This window comes from Cnuella takakiae, from assembly GCF_001953305.1.
Classification (GTDB): Bacteria; Bacteroidota; Bacteroidia; order Chitinophagales; family Chitinophagaceae; genus Flavisolibacter; species Flavisolibacter takakiae.
Map to the genome: position 1 here is coordinate 3,788,868 of NZ_MTFE01000010.1, position 25,067 is coordinate 3,813,934.

Here is a 25,067-nt window from a genome sequence, read left to right on the forward strand (position 1 = left end):
AGGGAAAATGTGAATGGGGAAAGGTGAATAGTGATTGGTGATTGGTGATTGGTGATTAGGTATTGGGTATTGGGTATTTTCTAAAAGCACCACTATCACTCAGATGTGCAATACCTAATACCCAATACCCAAAACCTCATTTCGCAACCACCGGCCATCCATCTTCCCAACGCATTTCCTCGATGCGGAGTTTGGATGCGCCTTTATCAGCTGCATCGTATCCATGGAATACCAGGTAATCTTTTCCGTCGAAAGTGTAAGCCGAGTTGTGGCCTACGCCATGCCATTCTTTATCGCCCTGCAGCACAATGGTACCGCCACCGGTGCGGATATCCTTACCTGCTTTATCCAGGAAAGGACCTTTTACATTTTTTGACCGGCCAACGATCATTTTGTAAGTGCTTTGCTCGCCTTTGCAGCAATAATCAATCGACGCAAAGAAGTAGTACCAGGAACCCTTTTTAAACACAAAAGGTGCTTCGATGGCATTGCCACCGGCATCTTTGGGATTATTGTCAACAGAAGGCGGATTCTCAACCGAGGAAGCAGGTTTGCGGCTGGCTACGGTTGGAATCTTCGTCACATCTTCTGCAGTGTGGAGCCAGTCTTTGGTGAGCTGTACCATCTTCAAGCCATCCCAGAAAGAACCAAAGACCATGAAGGGCGTACCTTTTTTATCGGTGATGATGTTGGGATCAATGGCATTCCAGTTGGTTTTGCCGGGGTACGACTGGATCACCCGACCATGATCGGTCCAGCCAAAATATTTTGAAGCAGAGTCAAGGGTTTTAGTGGTAGCCACACCAATAGCTGAAGTGTTTTTGCCAAAGGCAGAAACAGAATAGTACAGGTAATACTGTCCATTGTGATAGCTGATATCCGGTGCCCAAATATGGCCGCGGAAGCCTGGGATGGTATCAACAGCCCATTGCGGGGCTTTGGCAAAAACCGGTGCTTCCTTGCGCCAGTTTTGTAAGTCTTTTGAGCTCCATACAGAAATACCAAAACCGGTGCAGAACAGGTAGTAGGTATCTTTTTCCTTAATCATCACCGGGTCGTGTACCGGCACCTGGCGCGTAGGCAGTACAGCACCAACCGGTAATTGGCGGGGCTGGGCAAAAGCAGTAACGGAAAGCAGCAGGAGTAAAAAGGGTAAGATTCTTTTCATGGCTTTGTTTGGGAAAAGAAACCTATAAGGTTTTAAAAACCTTATAGGTTTGGAGGAAAAAACACCTAACAGGTCTTTACGACCTGTTAAGTGTAAAATAAAACTTACTTATAGGCAACCCTTACCACGCTGAACGAGTAAGGCTTGGCTTCCATTTTCACCGCCTTGCCTTTGATGGCAATGGAGCTTTCAACAGGTGCCAGGTTCTTGGGTTGTTCCAGGCTGTTCACCACGTTGAGGTCATTGCTTTGCAACAGGAAGAGTTTACCCTGGCTGGCAAGGCTTTTCACGCCCTTCAGGTCGAGGTTCACCTGCTGGGGCTTACCCGACACGTTCACCACTTTTACAATCACCTCCTTGGTTTTGGTATCCAGTGCTGCCGAAGCGTACAGGCTGTCCTGGCCGGCTACCACGTCTTTATTCAAAGTGATCGGAAGTACCTTATTGCCCTTGTTGAGTGAATACAGTTGCTGCACGTAGTAGTTGGGGGTACCATAAGCACGCAGGTTGTCAACCCAAATCATGTCGGGTGTCCACTGCCAGCCTTCAGCATGCGCAAACAAAGGTGCATAGGAGGCCATGGTTACTACATCGGCATTGCGTTCCAGGCCGGTCATGAAAGCAGCTTCTGCCAGGGCAGCCTGCCAGCTGTTCTTGTTGTGGATACTCACCACCTTATCGGTTTGTGCGGCATACTCACCGGCAAAAACTTTAGGCCCTGTGCGGGGATAATTGTCGTAGCGGCGGGCATTTTCCAGGAACCATTCAGGGCGGCGGTAGTAGTGCTCGTCGATGATATCGGCGTTCATGCTCCGCAACTCCGTATTCAGGTAATCAAAACGGTCGCCATTGGGATCTGTACCCGAAGAGTTCACCAGCTTGATATCAGGGTATTTATCCTTGATGGCCTTGGTAAATACTTTCAGTCGCTCCACGTATTGAGGGCCCCAGTTTTCGTTGCCCACACCCATGAACTTAAGGTTGAAGGGTTCAGGGTGGCCCAGCTCCGCACGCTTGGCGCCCCACTTGGTGGTAACGGCACCATTGGCAAATTCAACCAGGTCGAGTGCATCCTGGATATAGGGCTGCAGGTCTTCCATGGGCACCAGTTCGGCAGTGTTGAACTGGCAGGCCATACCTGCGTTCAGGATGGGCAGGGGCTCGGCACCGATGTCTTCACAGAGCTGGAAGTATTCAAAGAAACCCAATCCAAAAGTTTGGAAATAATCGGGTGCAGGACGGTGGGCAAATTCAAAGTTCCAGCGGTTGATGATCAGCTGTCGGTCTTCGAGTGCGCCAATGGTTTTTTTCCACTGGTAGCGCTGGTCGAGGTCGTAGCCTTCCACGATGCAACCACCGGGGAAGCGTACAAAGCCAGGCTTCATATCAGCCAGCATTTGGATCATGTCGGCACGCATGCCACCGGGACGGCCTTTCCAGGTATCGCTTGGAAAAAGGGAGATCATATCAAGGTCCACTACTCCATTGCCTTCAAACCATACACGCATACGGCCCTTGGGCACCGTAGCGTTGGCTGTGAAAGAAGCTTTGGCAGTATGCCAGTCTTGGCCAGCCTGCGACAGGTCAACAGCCGTGCCGCCATAGGTTTTACCCAGGCTGTCTACCAGTTCTACATACAGCTTTACACCGGGTGCAGCCTGGCGGTACATTACGGAAAAATCGTAGCGCAAACCATTCTTGATACCCATGCCTTTGAAGCCTTCGTTGGTGAGGCCCAGGTCGCCACGGGCTGCATTTTTTACAGTAGCCTGCAGGTAGCGGGGATTGGCAGGTTTGTCGGCGCGGTTCATGATGATCAGGTCGCCTTCCTGGAATTGCTTGCGGGTAATGTTCCAGCCCATCAGGGGTTTGAAAAATTCGAATGATCGGTTCTTCACCAGTTCGGCATAGATACCGCCATCAGCGCCCTGGTTGATGTCTTCGAAAAATACACCCCACATGGTAGGCTGTATATCTGCCTTGGCAGCAGCCACGTTTACCTGCAGGTTTTTTTGAGCATCTGCCATTGCAGGTGCCATGAATGCCGCAGCACCCACACACCATTTCAGCAGTTCGCGTTTCATGTTCATGCTATCGTTTGTGTTTTGTTTTTTATGACTTTGTCAAAAACGGAAGTAAATACGCCTATCACTTCTTTTTACCCCAAACTGCCCTACCATTGTTGTTGAGGCCAGTGAAGACGATCGTGTTCTTCTTGTTCTCCCAGTCACGGCCTTTTTGCACATACACCTTATCGGTGGTGCCGTTGCTCCAGCGCAGTTCCAACCAGGGAGCGGTATAACTCCAGGTATTGCCGCCGCCGCTATTAAGGCTACCGTCAGCATTGAGCGTCAGGTCTACAGCGCTTTGATAGTCGGGCGAAAGCTGCTCGTTTTCATAACCCGGCACCACGTTGTAATTGAGGTAAATCTGCTCCCAGCTGCCGGCTATATCTGCTTGGGCAACAGCAGCATTATCTTCCAATGCATAACGCTCCGGCGAGGCCACCGGCCAGCCATCTGCCGTCCAAAACAGTTTGCGCACATGCAATACCATGTAGGCACGGTTTACTTCGGGACGGCCCTGGTGACCAATAAAAAACTGTCCATTGCCATCGGTAAATACCGATGGGTGCGAAACCCCTGCCCAGCCGGCATGACCGCTGAACTTATAAGGCGCTACGATCATGGGCCCGTGGTCGGACTGCGTGGTTACATCTACGCCGTTCCAATCAAGGAAAGGCCCGTTGGCATTGCGCGAACGGTACACCCTTGTGTTGTACTTGGTAGATAACCAGTCGTAGGCAACAAAAAGGTAATAGTACTGGGTAGTAGGATTGTAAATGATCTCAGGGCCTTCCAGGTTGCCGTTGTACGTATTGCCCGTTTTGCCGCGGCGCACCACCAGGCTGCCTTTATCGCCGCTTGATGCTGCAAGTCCTGTTGCAGGGTCCAGTTTTACTTCAAACAAACCATCCCATGCCGAACCATATACCATCCAATGCTCACCCGAAGGCGTAACGGTAACGGTTGGATCGATGGCATTGGTACCCGGGCCATCAGTTGCGGATTGTACTACCAGCCCGCGCTCTGTCCATGGACCTTCGGGGTTGGAAGCAGTAAGCAATCCTATTGCACTTACGCGGAAACCGGTAGAAGCAAGCGAATAGTACAGGCGGTATTCGTTACCCACCTTCATGATATAAGGTGCCCAAATACCGGTATTTGGCGCAGCGTTCATGCCCCTGATGTACTGAACCGCCTGTGCGGGCAAGCCATTTAGTGCCTGTCCTACATAACTCCACTGCACCAGGTCTTTCGACTTGCGCACCATGATGCCGGGACCGGGCAGGGTATTGCCATAAGAGGCATCGGTGCTGTAACAGTAATACCAGTCTCCTACCTTCAAAATCGAAGGATCGTGGGTATTATAAGGCCCCCAATTATACCGGTTTTCGAATGAAACCAGGTTGGGGTAGGTATCTGTGATAGCGTTGATGTCAAAAGAAGTAGTGGGCGGTGTAACAACAGGCGGATCTACCGGTGTAGGATTGGGTGCCGGCGAATCTTTTTTCCCGCAGGATGTGGCGCCTCCCATCAGCAGCAATGCCGCTAAAGCAGTGATGCAAATATTTTTTGGCTGGGCAATCTTCATGTTATTAAAAGGCATAAGCTTGATTGGGGAGAACACCTGACAGTTTTAAGGAAACCCCTAACAGGTCTCGAAGAACTGTTAGGGGTGGTAAAACCTATAAGGTTTTGAAAACCTTATAGGTTTCTTACATTATTTCAACTCGAGCACTACTACCGAGAAAGGTTGCATTTTCACGGTGAGGGTATTGCCTTTCAGGCTCGCACCTTTAAACGCTGCGGGCTGAATTTTATTAGGCTGCGCAAAAGTGTTGTAGTCCTGCAGCTTGGCAGAAGAAAGCACAGTGCCCGTTACGGTTTTGTATTGACCGCCTTCAATGTTGATGGTCACTTCCTGTGCCTGCGTAGCGTGCACGTTGGTAAGCGACACATGCGTTACACCCGCCTTGTCTTTGGAAGCCGAAGCCGATACAGCAGGCAGGCTTTCATTGCCGAAGGTGTAATTGTTGGTCTTGATATTCAGGGGCAGCAGGGTTGCATCCTGGTGCACCTTGTACATATCCAGCACATGGTAGGTTGGGGTCAGCAGCATCTTGTCGCCCTCGGTGAGGATCACCGACTGCAGCACGTTAACCACCTGGGCCAGGTTGGCCATACGCACCCGGTCGCTGTGGTTGTGGAAGATGTTGAGGGTAGCACCGGCGATCATCGCATCGCGCATGGTGTTTTGCTGGAACAGGAAGCCGGGATTGGTACCGGGCTCCACATCATACCAGCCACCCCATTCGTCTACCACCAAGGCCACGTTCTTTTTGGGATCGTACTTGTCCATGATGCGCACATGCTTGGTGATGAGCGAATCCATAAACAAGGCACTCTTCATGGTTTGGAAGTACTGCTCCTCGGTGAAGGTTGTAGAAGGACCTTTCTTGTCCCACTTGATCACCGAATAATGGTGGAGGGCCAGGCCGCTCAGCATGTTGTTCGGGATATTTTTCATGAGCACTTCGGTCCAGTTGTAGTCGGCCGAGTTGGAACCCGAAGCAATACGGAACAGCCCGCCGGTATTGGTCCAGTCGCTCATGAAGGTGGCGTATTTGCGGTAGGTGTCGCTGTAGTACTCAGGCGTGAAGTTGCCACCGCAACCCCATGCTTCGTTGCCCACACCCCAGAACTTTACCTTCCAGGGTTCTTTCCTGCCGTTCTCCACACGAAGCTTACTCATGGGGCTTTCGCCACCAAAGTTTACATACTGTACCCAGTCGGCCAGCTCCTGCACGGTGCCGCTGCCTACATTACCTGCCAGGTAAGGCTCGGTGCCCAGCAGTTCGCACATGTTGAGGAAGTCGTGGGTACCAAAAGAGTTATCCTCGGTAACACCACCCCACCATACGTTCACGATCTTGGGGCGCTGCGCCTTGGGGCCAATACCATCTTTCCAATGGTAGGTGTCGGCAAAGCAGCCGCCAGGCCAGCGCAGGTTGGGTATCTGGAGCTTTTTAAGGGCGGCGATCACATCGTTGCGCACACCGGCGGTGTTGGGCACACGGGAGGTATCACCTACATACATACCGCCATAGATACAGCGGCCCAGGTGTTCGGCAAAATGGCCGTAAATGTGTTTGGAGATCACCTGCTGCGGCTTATCGGCCTGCAGGGTGGCTGTGTTTTGCGCATGGGTCAGGGAAATTGATCCGGCAAAAGCAAGCAGACCAACGATGGATTGCTTCATCTTCATGAATGGAAATTTGCGGTTTTAATGGCGTCAAATCTTTACTGGCCGGGCAACCGGAGGTTTTACCCTAAAGAGGCTTTATCCACATTCCCCGTGCAGATTTTTCTTGCGGTAGTACAGACTTTGCAAGCAAGTTCTGGAGCGAATATGACAAGCAGGGCAAATACAACAGGCACCCATCTTTCCAGCTTAAAGAAAGCCGGGGTTCGAATTTAAGTGTATTTTTTACAATTATTATTTTCTGGCAAAAAAATCTCGGTTTTCCACATTTATGTTGATCAAAATAGCGGTAGTGGAAAGGGCAATTTTTATACAGCCGCTGTAAAGTAGTCCGTTCCTCTTACACATAATCGGATATCAGGGGCAGCCAGGATGGGAACACGGATACAACGGATTGGAACGGATATCTGTTTTCATCCGTTTCATCCGTTCAATCCGTGTTCCTATCCTATCTGTGCAACCACTGAATCCTCATAGGGCCCAAAAGATACCGTAAGATATCACCGGGAAGTGCCGGCTTTCAGTACCGCAAGGCTATGGTTGTTTCGTGCAGCCAGCAGAAGCCTGCCTTTATTTGCCGTGGGTACCAACAGCAGGTCTTTTACATCCCCATCGAGTGCCAGCCCGGAGCGGGAATAAGGCATAGGAGTGAATGCACCTTTTCCATTTCCTTGCAATAACAACCCATAACCGGCATCGTAGCGGCCGATCATCGCATCGGCTTCGTACTCGTTTCCAGCAAGCAGGATATCTTTTTTACCATCGCCATCAGCATCAAAACAAAGAATGGCATTTACAGGTGCAAACTGTGCCTGTACGGGTAAGGCATGCTCCAGGAAACGACCACCTCCCCTGTTCTCGATCCACACCGTTTGCATATGATTGCAAGCCAGTTCCTGCCAGCCTTCCCTGCCATAATCAGTCAAAAGACCATTCATGGTTACTGATGCAAAATCTTTGTGGAGCAGGTATTTTTTCTTGATGGCAGGAAAGCGGTCAGCCAATTGGTTGCGGTCGGCGGCAGGAAACAACTGGTAAGCACCGTCTTTGTCTTTCTGGAAATAGGCAGGGATAATGTCAATTGTACCATTCTTATCTACATCCTTTGTGAAGATCTGGAAAGGCCTTTCAGCAGACACGCGGTACCGGTTATTGGCGCCCATATTGCCGGCAACAAAATCGGTATCGCCATCGCCATCCAGGTCGGCAGCGGCAAGGGAGCGCCACATGCCATTGCCTGTAGCAAGTATTGCTTGTGCTGTTGTCTCCACCAGTTTGCCGCCCTTATTCTGAAAAAAGCGAATCGGCATCCATTCGTTGCACAAGACCAAGTCGGGTTTGCGGTCACCATCCAAATCCTGCCACATTGCATCGGTAACTAACCCCACCGACTTCAGCGCGGGACAAACCTGGCCTGTTACATCTGTGAAGCGGCCACCATTGTTTTGCAACACCATACTGGGTGAAGCCTGCGGGTACCGTTGCGGCACTACGTAGCCGCCAACAAAAAGGTCCTGGTCACCGTCGCCGTCGTAATCGGCGGCAGCAAGAGCTTTGGCGATCATGGAAATTCCGGGTGGCAGGGCCGCATCGTTGCGGGAGAAACGGCCCTTGCCATCATTGTTGTACAAACGCAGGGCATTGTTGGGGCTACCTGCAGGAAACTCTACGCTGCCGCCACTAACCAACAGGTCGAGGTCGCCATCTTTATCAGCATCAAAGAACAGGGCACCCAGATCTTCTTCGGGTTTACCGGCAGATACCAAATCATTGCCCAAGAAGCTGCCATCCCCCTTTTGCAAAAACAGTTTACCCGACTGCATAGCAGCACCGCCAATAAAGAAATCCTCCAACCCATCTCCGTTCACATCACCGGCAGCCATGCAGGGCCCGAGTTGGGAATATTTCTGTAAAAGGCCCCTTTGGGCACCATAGTCGTAAAACTGCATTTCAGCATGGGTAAACAGGAGCCCTCTACCATTCCATGCTGCAAACAAAGGTGCTTCGGCAATGGCTTTTGGCATTATTGCATCCAAAGCAGCGCTATAGTTTACCACCAGCAATACATTTGTTCTGGGTGCAATAATCACCTGCTGTTTACCATCAGGCCAAACAACTTTGATTGAATCCGCTGGCGCTTTTCCCAAACCAAAATGCAGGCGCTGGTCAACGCAAGATGAAAAGCCCCGTACAGGGTATTGCTCCAAAAACTGGGTGCTGTCTTTTTGGTAAAGGAAAAGTTTAGCACCAATGCCGTTACGATTGGCTACTGATCCTTGCAGTTGTACGGAAATAAAATTGTGAACCGTGTCGGATACTGCTGATCGCAGTTCATTGCGGTACACAAATGCTTCCTCGTTCATATTGTTCACCACCAGGTCGAGGTCGCCATCATTATCCAGGTCGGCATAAGCGGCGCCATTGGAAATGGATGGATTATTTAAACCAGTTTGTGCCGTGAGGTTGTCAAAACCCAGTTGGTGGTTGTTGCGAAAAAAGTAGTTGTCCACTTTTACCGAACCATAATCATCCAGGCTCTTGTTTAGTATATCGATGGTTTGTTTGTCGGGGCGCGAAGAACCGCCTCCGAAATTGTAGGAAACAGTAGCCGCCGTGCGTTTGTTTTTAAATGCCGTAAAATCGTTATTGGTAACATCCTTTGCCAGGCCGTTGGTGATGTGTACATCTTTCCAGCCGTCATTATCAAAATCGGCAAAGAGGATGCTCCAGCTCCAGTCGGTTTCGGAGATGCCTGCCAGCTGGCCGATCTCGCTGAAGAAAGGTTCCGTGCGGCCATCCACCTTGCGCATGCCGTTATTCAACTGGAGCACATTGCGCATAAAGGCTGGCTCGTATCCCATGCGCAGCTGCATCTCGTATTTCTCCTGGCTGAAGACGGTAAACATCATTTTCTTGCGTTCGTTGTCTTCGGGCATCATGTCGAGAGAGGCAATATCCTGCAGGCCGTCGTTGTTGATGTCGGCGGCATCGGTGCCCATGCTGTTGTAGCTCTGGTGGCGCATGGCTGTGGCAATGCGGTTGGAAAAAGTGCCATTCCCATTGTTCAGCCAAAGCAGGTCGTTGGCTATATAATCGTTGGCGGCAAATACATCGGGCCAGCCATCGCAGTTTACATCCGATACCACGATGCCCAAACCATAACCATCTTCTTTTATTCCAGCTTCAAGGGTAACATCTTTAAAAACGGGATGACTACCTCCGGCCACAACACCTTCATTCCGATACAAACGATCCTGCGCCACGGCATTGCCGCTGGTGTCTTTTGGCATCAGGTTGTTGGCGGTATTATCATACAGGCGATGGTTGAGCAGGTAACAATCCAGGTCGCCATCACGGTCGTAATCGAAAAATGCAGCCTGCGTTGAAAAGCTGGTATCAGCCAACCCATAAACTGCGGCTTGTTCGGTAAAGTGCAATTTGCCATCGTTGATGAAGAGGAGGTTTTTTCTTTTAGCACCTTCATGGCTGTGGGATGAGCACACATAGATATCCTGGAAGCCGTCGCTGTTGATATCCACTACGCTGATACCGGTAGCCCACTGGCCGGTACCAACACCGGCATTCTCAGTAATATCCTCAAACCGCATGTTGCCCTTATTCAGGTACAACCTGCTGCTCACCATGCTGCCACCCAGGTACACATCGGGCAGGCCATCGTTGTTGAAATCGCCGATGCCTACACCGGAGCCGTTGTACATATACTCGTTGTCGAACACATGCACCGAGTCGCTTTCAGTAATCTGGTTATTGAAAGTGATACCACTTTCGCTTCCTTGCAGAAGGGTAAAATAGAGCGAGCCGCTCTGCAGCTTTTTGGTATTGCAGGCAAACAGTAAAATCAAAAGGCAAGAGACCGCCAGTATAGAACGAAGCATAAAGAAAAGTTGGAGCAACTAAATGTCTTTTGTTCGTAGGGGTAAGGGAAGGAAGGACCATGGACCATAAAGTAAAGACAACGGACAACGGACTACAGACGGCTGATGAGACTACATGTTGTCGTCAGTCGTCTGTGGTCTGTGGTCTGTGGTCACCCTATAGGAAACCGTTCCAGGTTGCAAGCTAATAGCACCTAAACTTTAATCCTTCCATAAAACGACAAGTTCCCGCCACTTTTCGGTGAACAGGAACTTGTCATTATTGATATATCTGATTAGTTGGCCGGGTTGGGCTTCAGGTTTTTGTTTACATCCAGTTCGCGCTGCGGGATGGGCAGGTATTCGTTACCGGGAGTCCAGGTATTGAAGTCCTTGTCATGCGCCTTCAGCTCGGCGAGTTTGGCTGCGTCGTACAACCAACCCCAACGGATGATGTCGTGAATACGCTGTCCTTCGATTGAGAATTCCAGGGCACGCTCATGGGCAATCTGGTTGCGCATGGCTGCCTGGCTCAAACCGGGCTTGGTGGTAGCCAGGTCGGGCAGACCGGCACGGCTGCGTACACGCTGGATGAAGGGGTAAGCTTCAGCAGTGCGGTTCAGTTCGTTCAAAGCTTCAGCATACATCAGCAGAACGTCGGCAAAGCGGAGGATGCGGTAGTTGATACCACCTTCCACAACTTCGGCAGCTACACCCTGACCATCGTAGGTATACTTACGGGGATAGATCTTGTTCTGAGGGTTGAACCATGCACGGCCATAGGCCTGGGTGCTGTTTTCAGTGGGTTCGTAAGAAGCAATGGTTGCCAGCAACCGGGGATCCAGTTTGTTGGCGGTAGTGCGCTCCTGTTTGAACTCATTGTAGATCCAGGTTGTAGGCAGGTAGTCGGAGAAGCCTGCGCCTTCCATACCATAGGTGATGGAGAAAGCTTCAGCAGTGCGCCACTGGGTGCTGGGATTGCCCGTCCAGTTCATTACAGTACCACCAGTTTTGTCGAACTGAATTTCGAACAGCGACTCCGCGTTGTTCTCATTCACGTCCTTGAAGTTGTCGGCATAGTTCGGCATCAGTGAGTACACGTTCAGCAGGTCACCGGAGAAGAACTTCGCCAGTTCGGCAGCGGCCTTGTTGTAATCTTTACGATACAGGTATGCTTTACCCAGCAGGCCTGTTGCTGCGCCCTTTGTAGCACGGCCTTTCTGGCCAGCGTCGAGGCCGGTAACATTAGCGTAAGAAACAGGGAGCTTGGCCTGTGCGGCAGCCAGGTCGGTGTAGATCTGGTTCCACAGGGTTTCTTCAGAAGCGGTGGCAGGATAAAAATCACTTGCACTCTGTGCAGAGCTGGTGATCACCGGAACCGTTTTGAAGTTGGTGGCCAATGTGAAGTAAGCAAAACCACGCAGGAAATGCGCCTGGCCTATCAGGCGATCTTTTTCAGCTGCGGGCAGCACATCGTTGCTGTATTTGCCTACATTTTCAAGTGCCTGGTTTGCACGGTTTACAACAATATACAGGTCGCGCCAGATCCACTCAACAGGACCCGAAGTGGTGGGGATGATGAATTGACCGGTAAGCTCCAGGTCGCCCCAGGGGCTGTCACCGGCAAAGTCGTCACCGCGGCTGTCCTGCAAACCGGGCAGCGAACGCTGGTAAGTGCCATCCGTGATCAGGCCGTTGTAGATGGCGGTAACCGCTCCGTAAGCCTGTTCTTTAGTTGTATAGTAGCCTTCGTTTGTGAGGTTGTTGGGATCCACCTGATCCAGCTTTTTGTCACAACCCATCGTCAACAGGCAGCAAGCGCCAATGATGTATATAGACTTTTTCATGAGAATTTGCTCGATGTTTTTAGATTAAAAACCTACCTGCACACCAAACATGAAGGTGCGGGGCTTGGGGTAAGAACCGAAATCAAAACCGGGGTTCAGCACACCCGAAGTAAAGTCGGGGTTGTAACCATAGTACTTCTGGAAAGAGTACAGGTTCTGCGCAGTGAGGTACACGCGGGCTTTGGATACACCTTTTACCAGGTTAGTGGGCAGGGTATAACCAACAGACAGGGTGTTGATGCGCAGGAAAGAACCATCCTGCAACCAGTTGGGACGATCAGAGTCCTTGAAGTTGTTTACATCGGCATCGTTCAAACGGGGGATGTCGGTGTTGGTGTTGGTGGGGGTCCAACGGTTCATCATGTCGGTGCTGTAGTTGAGCGAACCGGCAGAGTGGTGCAGATCGCGGTACATGCGGCTCAGCACTTTGAACTTGGCGCTACCCGATGCAAATACAGAGAAGTCGAAGCTCTTGTAAGCACCCGAGAGGTTGAGGCCATAGTTGTAACGGGGAATAGCGCTACCCAGCGATACGCGGTCGAAAGTTTCATCTACAATACCATCGGGTTTGCCGTTGGGACCGCTGATGTCTTTGTACTTCACATCACCAGGAGCCAGCACAGCGCCAAACTGCTTGGCATGTGCGTTGATCTCAGCCTGGTTCTGGAAGATACCTTCGTATACAAAGCCGTAGTGTTCGCCAATTTCACCCCCTACAACGGTGCGGGCACCTACGCCATACAGGGGCTCGTTGTTGCCACCCAGGCTCAGTACCTTGTTCTTAACAGTAGACAGGTTAGCAGACACGTCGTAAGTGAATGCACCACCGGTTTTGTGGTAAGTGGCAGAAAACTCGAAGCCTTTGTTGGACAGGGTTGCAGCATTTACTACAGGCGCAGTATTGATATAACCGGTAGACAAAGGAATGGGAACGTTTACCAGGATATCGGAGCTCTTAGCATTGTAGTATTCAGCAGAGAAGTCCAGTTTGTTGTTCAGGAAAGTACCATCGAAACCAAAGTTGGCAATGGCCTTTTCTTCCCATTTTATACCGGGAGATGCCACCAGTGTTTGCGAACCACCAACATAGCGGGTACCATTAAACGCATACACTACGCCTGTGTTGAGTACACCCTGGTATTGGTAGTCGGCAATCTTGTCGTTACCCAGTACACCATAAGATGCACGTAGTTTCAAGGACGATACAAGGTTGCGGGGCAGGTTCCAGAAATCCTCGTTGCTGATCTTCCAGCCAATAGAACCGGCAGGGAAATTACCATAACGGTTGTTGGGGGCAAAACGCGAAGAACCATCACGACGCAGGGTACCGGAGAACAGGTACTTGTCGCCATAAGAATAGTTCACACGGCCAAAATAAGAACTGAGGGTTGCGATATACTCGTAACCATTGGCAGAAGTAGTCTGACCGTTAGCAAGGGTCATTACATAGGGTGTAGTGAAACCTTCGGCGTGGCCGTTGCGGATCAAAGTATTGTTCTGGCGGTACGACTGTCCCAACAGGGCCTGCACACTGTGCTTACCCAGGTTCAGGTCGTAGTTGAAGGTGTTTTCAATAGCCGAGTTGGTGAACGTACGGGTGTTGTCGTCCAGGCGGGCACGGTCGGTACTGAAAAATTTACCCAGGTTGAATACAGGTACAAAAGAGAAGTCGCGGGTCTGTGTTTTGTCGTAGCTCACGCTGGAACGGAAACGCAGGTTGTGCGCATTGTTCTTCAGCAGCTGCAGTTCGCCATACACGTTACCAAAAGTGCGGTCAACATCTACCCAGTTGGTAAATATGTTGTTCACCGCAATAGCGTTAAGCGAGTTGGCACCATTGAACTCCGAGTTGGAACCACCAAAGCCATTGAGCATGGTGGCATCGTACACGGGCATGGTAGGAATGGCCGACACCAGCGATACAATCATAGGCGGAATACCACCCAGGAGGATATCGTCGCGGAAGGTCAGCGAGTTTTCGTGCGAATGGGTATAGTTAAACGTCTGACCAATTTTGAAGATGCCTTTTTCAGCCGTAGTGTTTACACGGGCAGAGTAGCGCTGGTAGGTAGGACCATTGCCTGCATATGTACCCTTGTTGTCGAAATAATCAAGGGATACATTGTAGGTGCTGTTGGCACCGCCACCAAATACGCTTACGTTGTGGTTCTGGCGGCTGCCGGTTTTCAGGCCTGCGTTCTGCCAATCGGTATCAATGTTCTTTACATAGCCGGGATTGGAAGGATCGTTGGCGGGAAACAGCGGGCGGCCAGCGTTTACGCGGGCTTCGTTGTTCAGGGTCTGGTATTGCTGACGGTTGGTTACGTCCTTGGTTTGCCAAACTTTGTCTACACCGTAGTAACCGTTGTATTCAATTTTAGCAGCCGTGTTTTTCTTACCCTGCCTGGTGGTGATGATCACCACACCGTTGGCAGCTGCGGCACCGTAAATAGATGCGGCAGATGCATCTTTCAGTACCGAAATGGACTCAATGTCGTTGGGGCTGAAGTCGCGGATAGAAGTACCTACAGGCACACCATCTACAACATAGAAAGGCTGGGCGCCGCCAAAGGTGCTGAAACCACGGATGCGTACGCTGGGAGCGGCACCGGGCTGGCCATCGGAAGTAACCTGAACACCGGGAGCGCGGCCTTGCAGCAGCGAGGAAATGTCGTTGGTACTAACCTTCTTGGCTTCCGCCACGTTTACGGTAGCAACGGCACCGGTAAGGTCCTTTTTACGCTGGGTACCATAACCGATTACCACCACTTCGTTGAGGCTGGTAGAACCGTCAACCAGCTGGAAGGCCAGGTTGCCATCACGCACCGACCCTTCCTGGACCTGGAAACCAACAGAGCTAACCACCAGCACGGAGCCGGGGGCTGCATTGATGGAAAACAGACCATTGGCATCGGTGGTAGTACCATTTCTGGAACCTTTCACCACTACGGAGGCGCCCGCTATGGGTTCACCTTTCGCATTGGTTACTACTCCCTTGTAGGTTTGCTGAACGTTTTGGGCGTGCACCTCAGTGGAATGCAGCATTAATGCCGACACTGGGGCCGCCATGAGGCTGTATTTAAACAGCGCTTGGCAAAACAATCTCATAGACTGTAGTTATTGTTAGGATTGAAAAAGCATCGTTGTTCCGCACAAATCCAAAATCACATAAATAAATGTATTAAATACACTTATTAAATTCCGGGGTGTGAATTTAAGTGTAAATTTTACAATTATTAAATTTTCGTAAAATTTTTTCGCAACACAACTTTTATGCATTCGTAACGAACTACAGTTCAGCATACGAACGCACAAAAGCTTGCTCCAGCCTGGCTTTGCAGAAAAAGGGTGATATGGTATTCGGGGCTGTTTGCAGCCGGGCGTTGTGCCCAGGGAAATGGGTGAAGGGTTGAAAAACAGGGCCGAAATTACAGCCTAGCGGTTGAAAGTTTGCGGCATTTTAAAAAAGATGGTCCTAAGCGCAGGATCGTTATAATTTGGGGCAAAACAGATGCTGTTGGTGTAAGCAGCAAACTCTTCCCTGGCGTGCATGGTGGTAAGCACCACGGCATTCATTCCGGCATTGGCTGCAGCTTCTACGCCTTTGGGGGCGTCTTCAAAAACAATGCATGCTTCAGGTGCCATTCCCAGCAACTCCGCTCCTTTCAGAAAAGTTTCCGGGTGCGGTTTGCTGGTGGTCACATCATCGGCGCTAACAATGGCTCCGAAATAGTGGCGGATGCCCAGCCCGTCAATCACAAAGTCGATATTGGCGGTAATGGCAGCCGAACAGATGGCCATTTTGATACCGGCCTGGTGCGCTTGCTCCAGGAAGGCATCCAATCCTTCAATGAGTTTCAGATGGGGCTTGAAGGCTGCCTGGTACTGCTTTTCCTTTTCAACCGACAGGTATTCAATTTCCTCGGGTGAAAACCGGTTGGGACCAAAGATGCGCAGGAGCACTTCCGCATTTTTGCCATACATCTCCTTTTTTACCTCCGCATAATCCAGGCTTGCACCCAGTTGCCCGGTAAGCACCTGGTACCATGCCTGGGTGTGGTATTCCATATCATCGATCATGGTACCATTGAGGTCGAAAAGAAAAGCCTTAAATGTATTGTTCATGATGAGCGGGCTTGAAACTAAGCGGGCAATAAGCGTATGGCTGACGGTTGCAATTACTGCAGCCAGCGGCAAACCCGTAACAAAAATGGGGCTGCAAATTTATTCGGTTGCAAAAAAGAGCGTTCTGGCTCCTACCATTCTTTAAACTTTGGCCTATTATTTTTACCGCCAAAGCCCCCTAGAAGCCCGCAGAAACAAGCCTGGCGGCACTTAGATCAGATTTTTACCTTTACGGCTACACCTCAGGGAGTTTTACCTAATTATTTTACTATTGATACCTGAATGGCTATAGCTTTGCTCCGCCTTTGGCAATTGAACATTGAGTTGCCAACGATTATATGAATCATACTTCCCACAACAAGGTATCCGCCGCCGGTTTAATGGTAGCGCTGGGTATCATCTATGGCGACATTGGCACTTCTCCGCTTTACGTGCTCAATGCCATTCTCAAGGACAAAACGGTTACGGATACCCTCATCCTCGGTGCCCTGTCGCTGGTGATCTGGACCCTGACTCTTCAAACCACCATCAAATATGTAATGCTGACCCTCAAGGCGGACAACCGTGGTGAAGGCGGCATTTTTTCATTATATGCACTGGTGCGCCGCAAGGAGCGCTGGCTTGTATTTCCGGCAATGATTGGCGGTGCCGCCCTGCTGGCCGATGGCATGATCACACCGCCCATTTCGGTTACATCGGCCATTGAAGGTTTGCGCAACATCCCGCTGCTGCATAGCATCTCCGACCATACCATTGTGGGTATTGTGCTGGGCATCATCGCTGCCCTGTTTTTTATGCAGCAGTTTGGCACCCACAGCATCGGCCGCCTTTTCGGGCCTGTAATGGGTATCTGGTTTGGTATGCTGGCGGTGCTTGGGCTGTCGCACATCTTCGACGATTTGGCTGTCTTTAAAGCTTTTAATCCCTGGTATGGCATCAACCTGCTGATCAATTATCCCAAGGGCTTCTGGCTGCTGGGTGGCGTGTTTTTGTGTACCACGGGTGCCGAAGCGCTGTACAGCGACCTGGGTCACTGCGGCCGCGGCAATATCCGGGTGTCGTGGGTGTTTGTAAAAACCTGCCTCATCCTCAACTACCTTGGTCAGGGTGCCTGGCTCCTCTCCCACCATCACGGCGCACTCATTACCGGCGACCTGATTGAAAGCGGCTTCAACCCTTTTTACGGCATCATGCCCAAATGGTTCCTGCTGGCAGGTATTGCCATCGCCACTACGGCCGCCATCATTGCCAGCCAGGCCCTGATATCGGGTTCGTTTACCCTTATATCAGAAGCCATCCGCCTCAATCTGTGGCCCAAAATGAAGATCAAGTACCCGTCTGAAGCACGGGGACAGTTGTATGTGCCGGGTATCAATGCCATGCTTTTCCTGGGTTGCTGCGGCATTGTGCTGTACTTCCAGAAAGCTACCAATATGGAAGCGGCCTATGGCCTGGCCATCACCATGTGTATGATGGCTACCACCATCCTGTTTACCAACTTCCTGGTGATGCACCGCACCAAGGCTCCGTTTGTTTGGCTTTTCCTCATCGGGTACCTCGCTATTGAAGCTGCTTTTATGGTGGCCAACCTGGAGAAGTTTCCGCACGGTGGTTATGTAACCCTGATTGTTGGCGGCATCCTGTTTGGCATCATGTACGTGTGGTTCCGTGCCCGCAAGATCAAGAACCGCTACGTGGAGTTTGTACGCCTGGAAAACTATGTGCCCAAGATCCAGGAGTTGAGCAACGACCGTTCGGTGCCCAAGTACGCTACCCACCTGGTTTACCTTACCTCAGCCGACAACCACAACGAGATCGAGCATAAGATCATCTACTCGATCCTGAACAAAAAACCCAAGCGTGCCGATATCTACTGGTTCATCCACGTACATACTTTGGACGAACCTTATACTACTGAATACCAGGTAGAGCATGTAATTCCCAACGATATCATCCGCGTGGAATTCAGGTTGGGCTTCCGGGTGCAACCCCGCATCGACCTGCTGTTCCGCAAGGTGGTAGAAGACCTGGTAAATAATAAAGAAGTAAACATCACCAGCCGCTACGAAAGCCTGGAGCGCCGCAACGTGGTTGGCGATTTCTCTTTTGTGGTAATGGAAAAATACCTGAGCCAGGACAACGACCTGCCCTTCTTTGAGCGACTGGTAATGCGTGCCCACTTTATGCTGAAGGACATCTCGCTTTCCGAAGAACGCAACTTTGGACTGGATACCAGTAATGTTGTGGTAGAGAAGTTCCCGCTGGTAGTGGCGCCGGTTACCAATATCAAACTCCGACGCACCTACAGGGGTGAGGAAATGGAACAAATAGCTTAAGCAGCAAGTACTTAAAAGCCCGGATGATCCATCCGGGCTTTTAATTTATCTGGAGTGGCGTTTTATCGTACGATCTTACCATCTTTTACTACCAGCAATACTTTCCTGCAATTACGTATATCTGCCGCAGGGTCGTCTTCCACGGCTACCAGGTCGGCAAGCAGACCCTTGCGGATGCGGCCAATACGATCGGCATAGCCAAAAACATCCGCGTTTACTGAAGTAGCACTCCGCAAAACATCCAGCGGTTTCATGCCATAATCCACCATCAATTCCATTTCACGGGCATTGGTGCCATGGGTATACACCCCTACATCGCCGCCCATTACAATGGCAACACCACTGGCAAGGGCCGCCTGAAAGCTTTTTCTTTTAGCCGCAATGCGGGCGGGCTCGGGGTCTACCCCTTTTTTCCAGCCGCCATATTTCAACAGGGCATCGCCTGCAGCCAGGGTTGCACAGAGCGCTACACCCTTTTCCTTCATCAGTTTAAAAATTTCGGCATTCCCCTCATCACCATGTTCGATGGTTCGTACCCCGCCAAGAATGGCGCGGCGCATCCCTTCCACGGTATGGGCATGTGCCACGGTTTGGCGTCCACTGGCGCCGGCTATGGCAGATGCCAGCGCGATTTCTTCCACGCTAAAGGTGGGTGCCGACTGTCCGTCACGGCCCCAGCGGTAATCAGCATACAGCTTTATCAGGTCGGCGCCTTTGCCTATCTGTGTGCGCACTTCAGCGGCCATGCTTTCCAGTCCACTTACTTCGGCAGCACCTTGCGGCACCTCAATATCGGCATTGTGCAGATTGGGGCCGTAGCTGCCTTTGGCCACGATGGCGCGGGTAGCCACAATCATCCGGGGACCGGCAATTACGCCTTTTTCAATAGCCTGTTTCAAGCCCACATCATCGTAGCCCGCGCCCTCGGAACCCAGGTCGCGAACGGTGGTAAAACCAGCTTCCAGGGTAGCGCGGGCATGGTTTACGGCACGGGCAGTCCGCTCGGCACGGCTTTCACGCAGCACCTGGTCGTTCCAGCTTACCTCGTTGTAAGGATGCAGTAAAAGATGGGAATGGCCTTCGATAAAACCCGGCAACAGCGTAGCACCCGGCAAATTGACAATGCGGGTATTGGCGGGCAGTTTAAAGCTCATAGGTCCTGCAGCGGAAATCCGGTTGCCTTCCACCAATACCACCCAACCGGTATGCATCTGTTCGCCGTCAAATACCCTTTCGGGGCGCAGCAGGATCAAAGAATCGCCTTGGGCAGCAACAGCTAAACCAATGATTAAGAAGAGTAAAACAAAGCATTGCTTCATGCAGGCAATTTAAAGGGCTTGTTTGGAATTACTAAATCAAACATCAAAGGCGCTGTTCCAAAAATTCTCCCTTCCGGCACTTTGTTGTTTCCTGAAATAAATCAACAACCCGCATGTGTAATTCTTGGAGGTGCTTCCCGGTGTTTCTATGTTGCAGGTCCGAACGAGCTCCCCGCCTTCCCAACCAATTTACCAGCAAATGAAGCCCTTCTTTTTATCCTGTAAACAGGTTATGCTGCTAACCTGCTTGTTGATCGCCGGCTTTTGTGGTTTTACCCAAACCTTTACCATGGGCAAACAGTGCCGTGAGCTGGTTAATGCGGCAACAGCACTGTTGCAGGAAAAGAAGTTCCAGCAGGCACTGGAGGGTTATACCCAAATGGAGCAGTCGTGTAAAACCAGGGACGCCAGGGAACTTGTGTATACCGGCAAAGCTGAAGCGCTCAATGGATTGGGCCGGTACGAGGAAGCCATTGCTGCAAGTGATGCCGCGCTGAAGCTATCAAAAAACAAGAGTCTTGGCGGCTATTTCCAGAAAGCCTATGCACAAAACAAGATGGGTGATGTAGCTGCCTCCAAAGCCAGCCTTGCAAATGTTATGGACTTGACGGAAAAGAACCTGGATACCAGGACCAAGGCCCGGAACTATGCCCTGATGTCCCTGGTGCACCAACGCCAGCTCAACGAACCAGACAGTGCTGCCTTTTACCTCGACAAAGCCATTGCTCTTGATGCCGCCAACCCTGATTTCTACATTCAGAAAGGCGATTTACTGATGGCTGGCCAACACTACGAAGCAGCCTTTGCCCAGTATGACAAAGCCGTAGAAATGGGCCGAACCGACATGGACATGTATGTGATCCGCAGCAATGCCCGGATGAAGATGGTACAGGCTAAATACGGCACCAACAATACCCAGGAACTGCGCAGCAAAATGACGGCTACTGAAAAAGAGCAGGTTTGCCGCGAACTCACCAAGGCGCTTTCGCTTGGATTAAAGGATATGAGAAAGGATATGTTCGCCGCCATGGTGTGCAAATAGATTCTGTTCAACTAATAAAACAGCATATGCAAAAGATACTTGTAGCCCTTTTTACTTTTTCCTTATTGACAGGTTGCGCCACCATGAACAAACAACAGAAAGGTACCATGATCGGCGCTGCGGGTGGTGCCGCCGCAGGAGCCCTCGTAGGGAAAGGCAGCATATGGGGCATACTGGCAGGTGCCGCCATAGGCGGCGCAGCAGGCAACCTGATTGGTAAAAAGATGGATAACCAGGCCAGAGAGCTGCAACAGGCCATACCCACTGCCCAGGTACAAAGGGTGGGCGAAGGCATCAATATGACCTTTGAGTCGGGGTTGATGTTTGCAGTTAATTCGGCATCCATCAGTGAATCATACAAAGCCGATCTGGCAAGCGCTGCCGAGGTTTTTGTAAAATACCCCGAAACCAATATTGTCATCGAAGGGCATACCGATGATACCGGCAAGGACGATTACAACCAAACGCTTTCGGAAAAAAGGGCAAAGGCCGTAGCCGACTTCCTGGTATCCAAAGGCATCAATGGCAGCCGCATTACGCAGAAGGGTTATGGTGAAGCCCAGCCCAAATATCCCAATGACAACGAAACCAACCGCCAGAAAAACCGACGGGTGGAGTTGGGCATTATTGCCAACGACACCATGAAGCAGCAGGCCCAGCAAGGGCAATTATAAATTGCAGATAGGGAGTGTGTTGAACCAGGAGGTGCCAGGTAATCTTACCAAGGCGCCTCCTCTTCATTTATACTACACCGTAAGCTCCCGGTCGCGGGCACCGGTGGGCCACCAGCCCCAAAGCCTGCCATCCTCCACAACGGTTGCCTGCTGGTGCAGCGCCACCGTTGGGCATATATGGTAAGGCAGGGCAAACAGCACATCGCCAATGGCAAAACCGTGGCCTTCGGAAAGGCGCACCACCACATGCTCTTCGGAATGCATGATGGGCAGCGCGTCGGGTGCATTCAGCAATTGGAAGCGGTGCAGCAAATCATTTTCGGAAGCAATGGCTTTATGGCCCAGGTCCAGGGTAAGGCTGCTGGGTGTGGGCATCGACACCACCCGGGTGAGCACCAAGGCCGCCGGTGCAAAGGGCAGGTCGGGAAAAGCATCGCCATAAGCTGCATCCCAGTATATAAAGGTACCCGGGCTGCACTCCCGGTCAGGGTACTGGGCATGTATAGACAGCGTGGGCGTACCGCCTGAAATCATTGCCGGCAAGGCAAAGCCACGTGCTACCAGGTCGCGGCGCAGCTGCTCAATGGGTGCAAAGGCTGCGTCGCAGGCTGCCTTACGCTCCAGGAGGTTAAATTGGGTGATGTGGCCGTCGTAAACATGAAGCCCCAACACTTCCAATCCTTTCAGGTGGCTGCAGGTTTCGTAAAGGTCCACGGCCTGTCCACCAGGAAGGATGCCGCTGCGGTTCATTCCGGGGTTGATGTCGATATAAACCCCAACGGTTGTGGCCAAATGTACCGCTGCCGCAGCAATAGCCTTAGCCGGAACGGCATGGTCTACCAGGCAGGAAAAACGGGTGCTGGGATATTTATCCACCAGGGCCAGCAGCCTTTCTACCTTGGGCCCTACGGGCTGGTAGGCCAGCAACACATCGGGTGCACCGTTCATGGCCAGCAATTCGGCTTCGGCAACGGTAGCGCATTTAAAACGGGTAATGCCTGCCTGTAGAAATAAAGAACAAATGGCGGCACACTTGCTGGTCTTAAAATGCGGCCGCAGCCTTTCGGGGTCGCCCACCAGTTCTAAGGCCTTTTGAATATTTTCTTTTACCCGGTCGGCATACACCACCAGGGCGGGCGTATCGGTTTGGGCTATCCCATCAAATACATACCATTGGGTAGCCGTTGCGGCAGAATCGGTTGTTGGCATAATGCTTTCGTTGGTTTTGGAAAAGGGTAAAAGACCATGCCTCATCAGGCACCGGCACGCAGGCGGAAGAGGGCTTCGATCTCTACGGGTATATTTCCCGGTAGCGAACCTACGCCAATGGCGCTGCGCACACCCACACCCATGTCGGGCCCCCATACCTGGGCAAATAACTCGCTGCAGCCATTGATCACAAAGGGATGTTCTTCAAAGTGGGGCTCGGCGGCCACCATTCCCAAAACTTTAATTACCTGTTCAATTTTGTCGAGGCTGCCCAGGTGCTGGCGTAGTGTGGACAGAATAGCCAGACCTACCTGCCGGGCAGCCATCTGGGCAACGTCTTTATCCATATTATAACCCACCCGGCCGATGATATAGCTGCCATCGCTTTGCAATGTGCCATGCCCCGACACGTACACATAATTGCCGTCTACAAGGCAGGGTTTGTACACACCCAGGGGCGGGGGTGGTGGGGGCAAAACCAGTCCCAGTGCTTGGAGTCTTTGTTCAGGGCTCAGTTGTTCCATAAGGCTAAAGTTAGGTGCTTAAAAGGGAGAAATAACGGATCAGTACTGGCAGGGCCATAGGGTTGGGGCATTTTTCCAATATGGAGCAACAGGACAAAAAGCAATCGGTCATTCTTTTCAATCCAGGCCTTACTGGCTTAACTTACCTGCAAACTGATGCCATATGAACCGGAACGCTTTTATAAAAAATACGGGACTGCTGGCTGCCGGGCTCCTGCTCCAGGGTGTACCAACACTTGCGGCCACACCCCCCAAGAACCCGCTACCCCGGTGGAAAGGATTCAACCTGCTCGACTTTTTCATGCCGACACCTACCACCAGGGCAAAACCCACCACGGCAGACCATCTTAAATGGATGCAGGACTGGGGTTTTGATTTTGTGCGCATCCCAATAGCCTACCCTTACTATCTTAAATTTGACCGCAGCCGCCCCATTCACCCCGATGAAGTACTGCAGTTTGATGAGGCCCGCATCAACGAAATTGAGCAACTGGTGTACCTGGCTAATAAGCAGGGCATTCATGCCAGTATCAACCTGCACCGGGCACCAGGCTACTGTATCAATGCGGGATTTGTAGAACCATATAACCTGTGGCAAGATGCCGCTGCGCAGGAAGCTTTCTACCAGCACTGGGCAATGTGGGGCCAACGTTTCCGCGGCCTTTCTGCCAAACAGGTAAGCTTCGACCTGCTGAACGAACCCGCTATGCGTGCAGACATGAACGACCAACATTCGCCTTCTTCGGCACTGCCCGGCGAACTGTACCGCAAGGTGGCCCTTTCAGCAGCGGCGGCCATCCGGAAGGCCAATCCGGCGCACCTGGTGATCGCAGATGGCAACCGGGTGGGCAATGATGTCATCCCGGAACTAAAAGGAACGGGCATTGCCCAAAGCTGCCGTGGCTACTTCCCGGGCATTATTTCCCATTACAAAGCTCCGTGGGCCAATAAGAACCCCGATGCCCTGCCCGAACCAAAATGGCCGGGACAGGTAGGCAACCAGAACCTGGAAAGAGGCATGCTGGAAAAATATTACCAGCCCTGGATTGAGCTGGCCCAAAGCGGCACCGGTGTGCACTGCGGCGAGTGTGGCTGCTGGAACAAAACGCCACATGATGTGTTCCTTGCCTGGTTTGGCGATGTGCTGGATATCCTGAAGAATGCCAATATTGGCTTTGCCCTCTGGAACTTTATCGGCGATTTCGGCGTGCTCAACTCCGGCCGCACCGATGTTGCTTATGAAGACTTCCAGGGCATGAAGCTGGACCGAAAGCTGCTGGATTTGCTGCGGAAGTATTGAGAAGGTTTGGAGCAAGGTTTTTGGGTCCTGGTTTTTAAGCGCTTTTGTGTCGGCAGCTACTGTTGCTGAATCGTTTACAATGGAATGTTGAAACAAGTGTAGCTTGACAGTGTTTTAGGGTTAGGCCATGCCAACGCATACCGGCATGGCCTGGTTTATTCGGAGCACCTGGGTGTACAAGGGGATGCCGAAACAAGTTCGGGATGACAATGTCTAAGGCTTCTGTCATGCTGACGTCGCAGCATCTCCTGCTTTCTCCAGGGTACCTGTAAACACAAGGGGATGCCGAAACAAGTTCGGCATGACAGACACTGCAGACCGGA

The 25,067-nt window shown here is 51.4% G+C and carries 16 protein-coding genes; 5 read left to right on the forward strand and 11 right to left on the reverse strand.

Going from position 1 to position 25,067, the window contains the following annotated elements:
* Positions 1-136 precede the first annotated feature (136 nt).
* From BUE76_RS16340 to BUE76_RS16375, 8 genes are all read right to left on the reverse strand, one after another.
* Positions 137-1,168: an arabinan endo-1,5-alpha-L-arabinosidase gene (locus tag BUE76_RS16340; protein WP_073042806.1), complete on the reverse strand. Its 1,032-nt coding sequence runs from the start codon at positions 1,166-1,168 to the stop codon at positions 137-139.
* A gap of 104 nt (positions 1,169-1,272) precedes the next feature.
* Positions 1,273-3,252, reverse strand: a complete 1,980-nt coding sequence (locus BUE76_RS16345; protein ID WP_073043131.1) for an alpha-L-arabinofuranosidase C-terminal domain-containing protein — start codon at positions 3,250-3,252, stop codon at positions 1,273-1,275.
* A gap of 64 nt (positions 3,253-3,316) precedes the next feature.
* On the reverse strand, positions 3,317-4,837 hold the full coding sequence (locus tag BUE76_RS16350; protein WP_073042808.1) for an arabinan endo-1,5-alpha-L-arabinosidase: 1,521 nt from the start codon (positions 4,835-4,837) through the stop codon (positions 3,317-3,319).
* A gap of 114 nt (positions 4,838-4,951) precedes the next feature.
* The gene (locus tag BUE76_RS16355; protein WP_245798347.1) at positions 4,952-6,496 is read right to left on the reverse strand and encodes an alpha-N-arabinofuranosidase; all 1,545 of its coding nucleotides are present in this window, start codon (positions 6,494-6,496) and stop codon (positions 4,952-4,954) included.
* A gap of 497 nt (positions 6,497-6,993) precedes the next feature.
* Positions 6,994-10,389: a VCBS repeat-containing protein gene (locus tag BUE76_RS16360; RefSeq protein ID WP_083596489.1), complete on the reverse strand. Its 3,396-nt coding sequence runs from the start codon at positions 10,387-10,389 to the stop codon at positions 6,994-6,996.
* 275 nt (positions 10,390-10,664) lie between these two features.
* On the reverse strand, positions 10,665-12,215 hold the full coding sequence (locus BUE76_RS16365; RefSeq protein ID WP_073042810.1) for a RagB/SusD family nutrient uptake outer membrane protein: 1,551 nt from the start codon (positions 12,213-12,215) through the stop codon (positions 10,665-10,667).
* 24 nt (positions 12,216-12,239) lie between these two features.
* Positions 12,240-15,284 carry a SusC/RagA family TonB-linked outer membrane protein gene (locus BUE76_RS16370; protein ID WP_073043137.1) on the reverse strand — a complete coding sequence of 1,015 codons (3,045 nt, stop codon included), beginning with the start codon at positions 15,282-15,284 and terminating at the stop codon, positions 12,240-12,242.
* Between the two features lie 366 nt (positions 15,285-15,650).
* Positions 15,651-16,340: an HAD family hydrolase gene (locus BUE76_RS16375; RefSeq protein WP_073043139.1), complete on the reverse strand. Its 690-nt coding sequence runs from the start codon at positions 16,338-16,340 to the stop codon at positions 15,651-15,653.
* Between BUE76_RS16375 and BUE76_RS24535 the strand changes: the two genes are divergently transcribed.
* On the forward strand, positions 16,339-16,485 hold the full coding sequence (locus BUE76_RS24535) for a hypothetical protein (RefSeq protein ID WP_158069986.1): 147 nt from the start codon (positions 16,339-16,341) through the stop codon (positions 16,483-16,485). The genes BUE76_RS16375 and BUE76_RS24535 overlap by 2 nt on opposite strands.
* Before the next feature lie 193 nt (positions 16,486-16,678).
* Positions 16,679-18,676 (forward strand): KUP/HAK/KT family potassium transporter, encoded by a 1,998-nt coding sequence (locus BUE76_RS16380; protein ID WP_073042812.1) that lies wholly within the window; start codon positions 16,679-16,681, stop codon positions 18,674-18,676.
* 62 nt (positions 18,677-18,738) lie between these two features.
* Here the strand turns inward: BUE76_RS16380 and BUE76_RS16385 are convergent, their stop codons facing one another.
* On the reverse strand, positions 18,739-19,995 hold the full coding sequence (locus tag BUE76_RS16385) for a metal-dependent hydrolase family protein (protein WP_073042814.1): 1,257 nt from the start codon (positions 19,993-19,995) through the stop codon (positions 18,739-18,741).
* Positions 19,996-20,284: 289 nt separating this feature from the next.
* On the opposite strand from BUE76_RS16385, the gene BUE76_RS16390 reads away from it, so the two are divergent.
* Together BUE76_RS16390 and BUE76_RS16395 are read left to right on the forward strand one after the other, a co-directional pair.
* Positions 20,285-21,037 (forward strand): tetratricopeptide repeat protein, encoded by a 753-nt coding sequence (locus BUE76_RS16390; protein ID WP_216820669.1) that lies wholly within the window; start codon positions 20,285-20,287, stop codon positions 21,035-21,037.
* Between the two features lie 26 nt (positions 21,038-21,063).
* Positions 21,064-21,711 (forward strand): OmpA family protein, encoded by a 648-nt coding sequence (locus BUE76_RS16395; protein WP_073042816.1) that lies wholly within the window; start codon positions 21,064-21,066, stop codon positions 21,709-21,711.
* 72 nt (positions 21,712-21,783) lie between these two features.
* On the opposite strand, the gene BUE76_RS16400 is transcribed toward BUE76_RS16395, so the two are convergent.
* Positions 21,784-22,920, reverse strand: a complete 1,137-nt coding sequence (locus BUE76_RS16400; protein ID WP_073043143.1) for a D-TA family PLP-dependent enzyme — start codon at positions 22,918-22,920, stop codon at positions 21,784-21,786.
* A gap of 44 nt (positions 22,921-22,964) precedes the next feature.
* A complete protein-coding gene (locus BUE76_RS16405) occupies positions 22,965-23,444 on the reverse strand; it encodes a RidA family protein (protein WP_073042818.1) in 480 nt (159 codons plus the stop codon).
* A gap of 163 nt (positions 23,445-23,607) precedes the next feature.
* Here BUE76_RS16405 and BUE76_RS16410 point away from each other — a divergent pair, with 163 nt between their 5' ends.
* Positions 23,608-24,744 carry a glycoside hydrolase family 5 protein gene (locus tag BUE76_RS16410; protein WP_073042819.1) on the forward strand — a complete coding sequence of 379 codons (1,137 nt, stop codon included), beginning with the start codon at positions 23,608-23,610 and terminating at the stop codon, positions 24,742-24,744.
* Positions 24,745-25,067 lie beyond the last annotated feature (323 nt).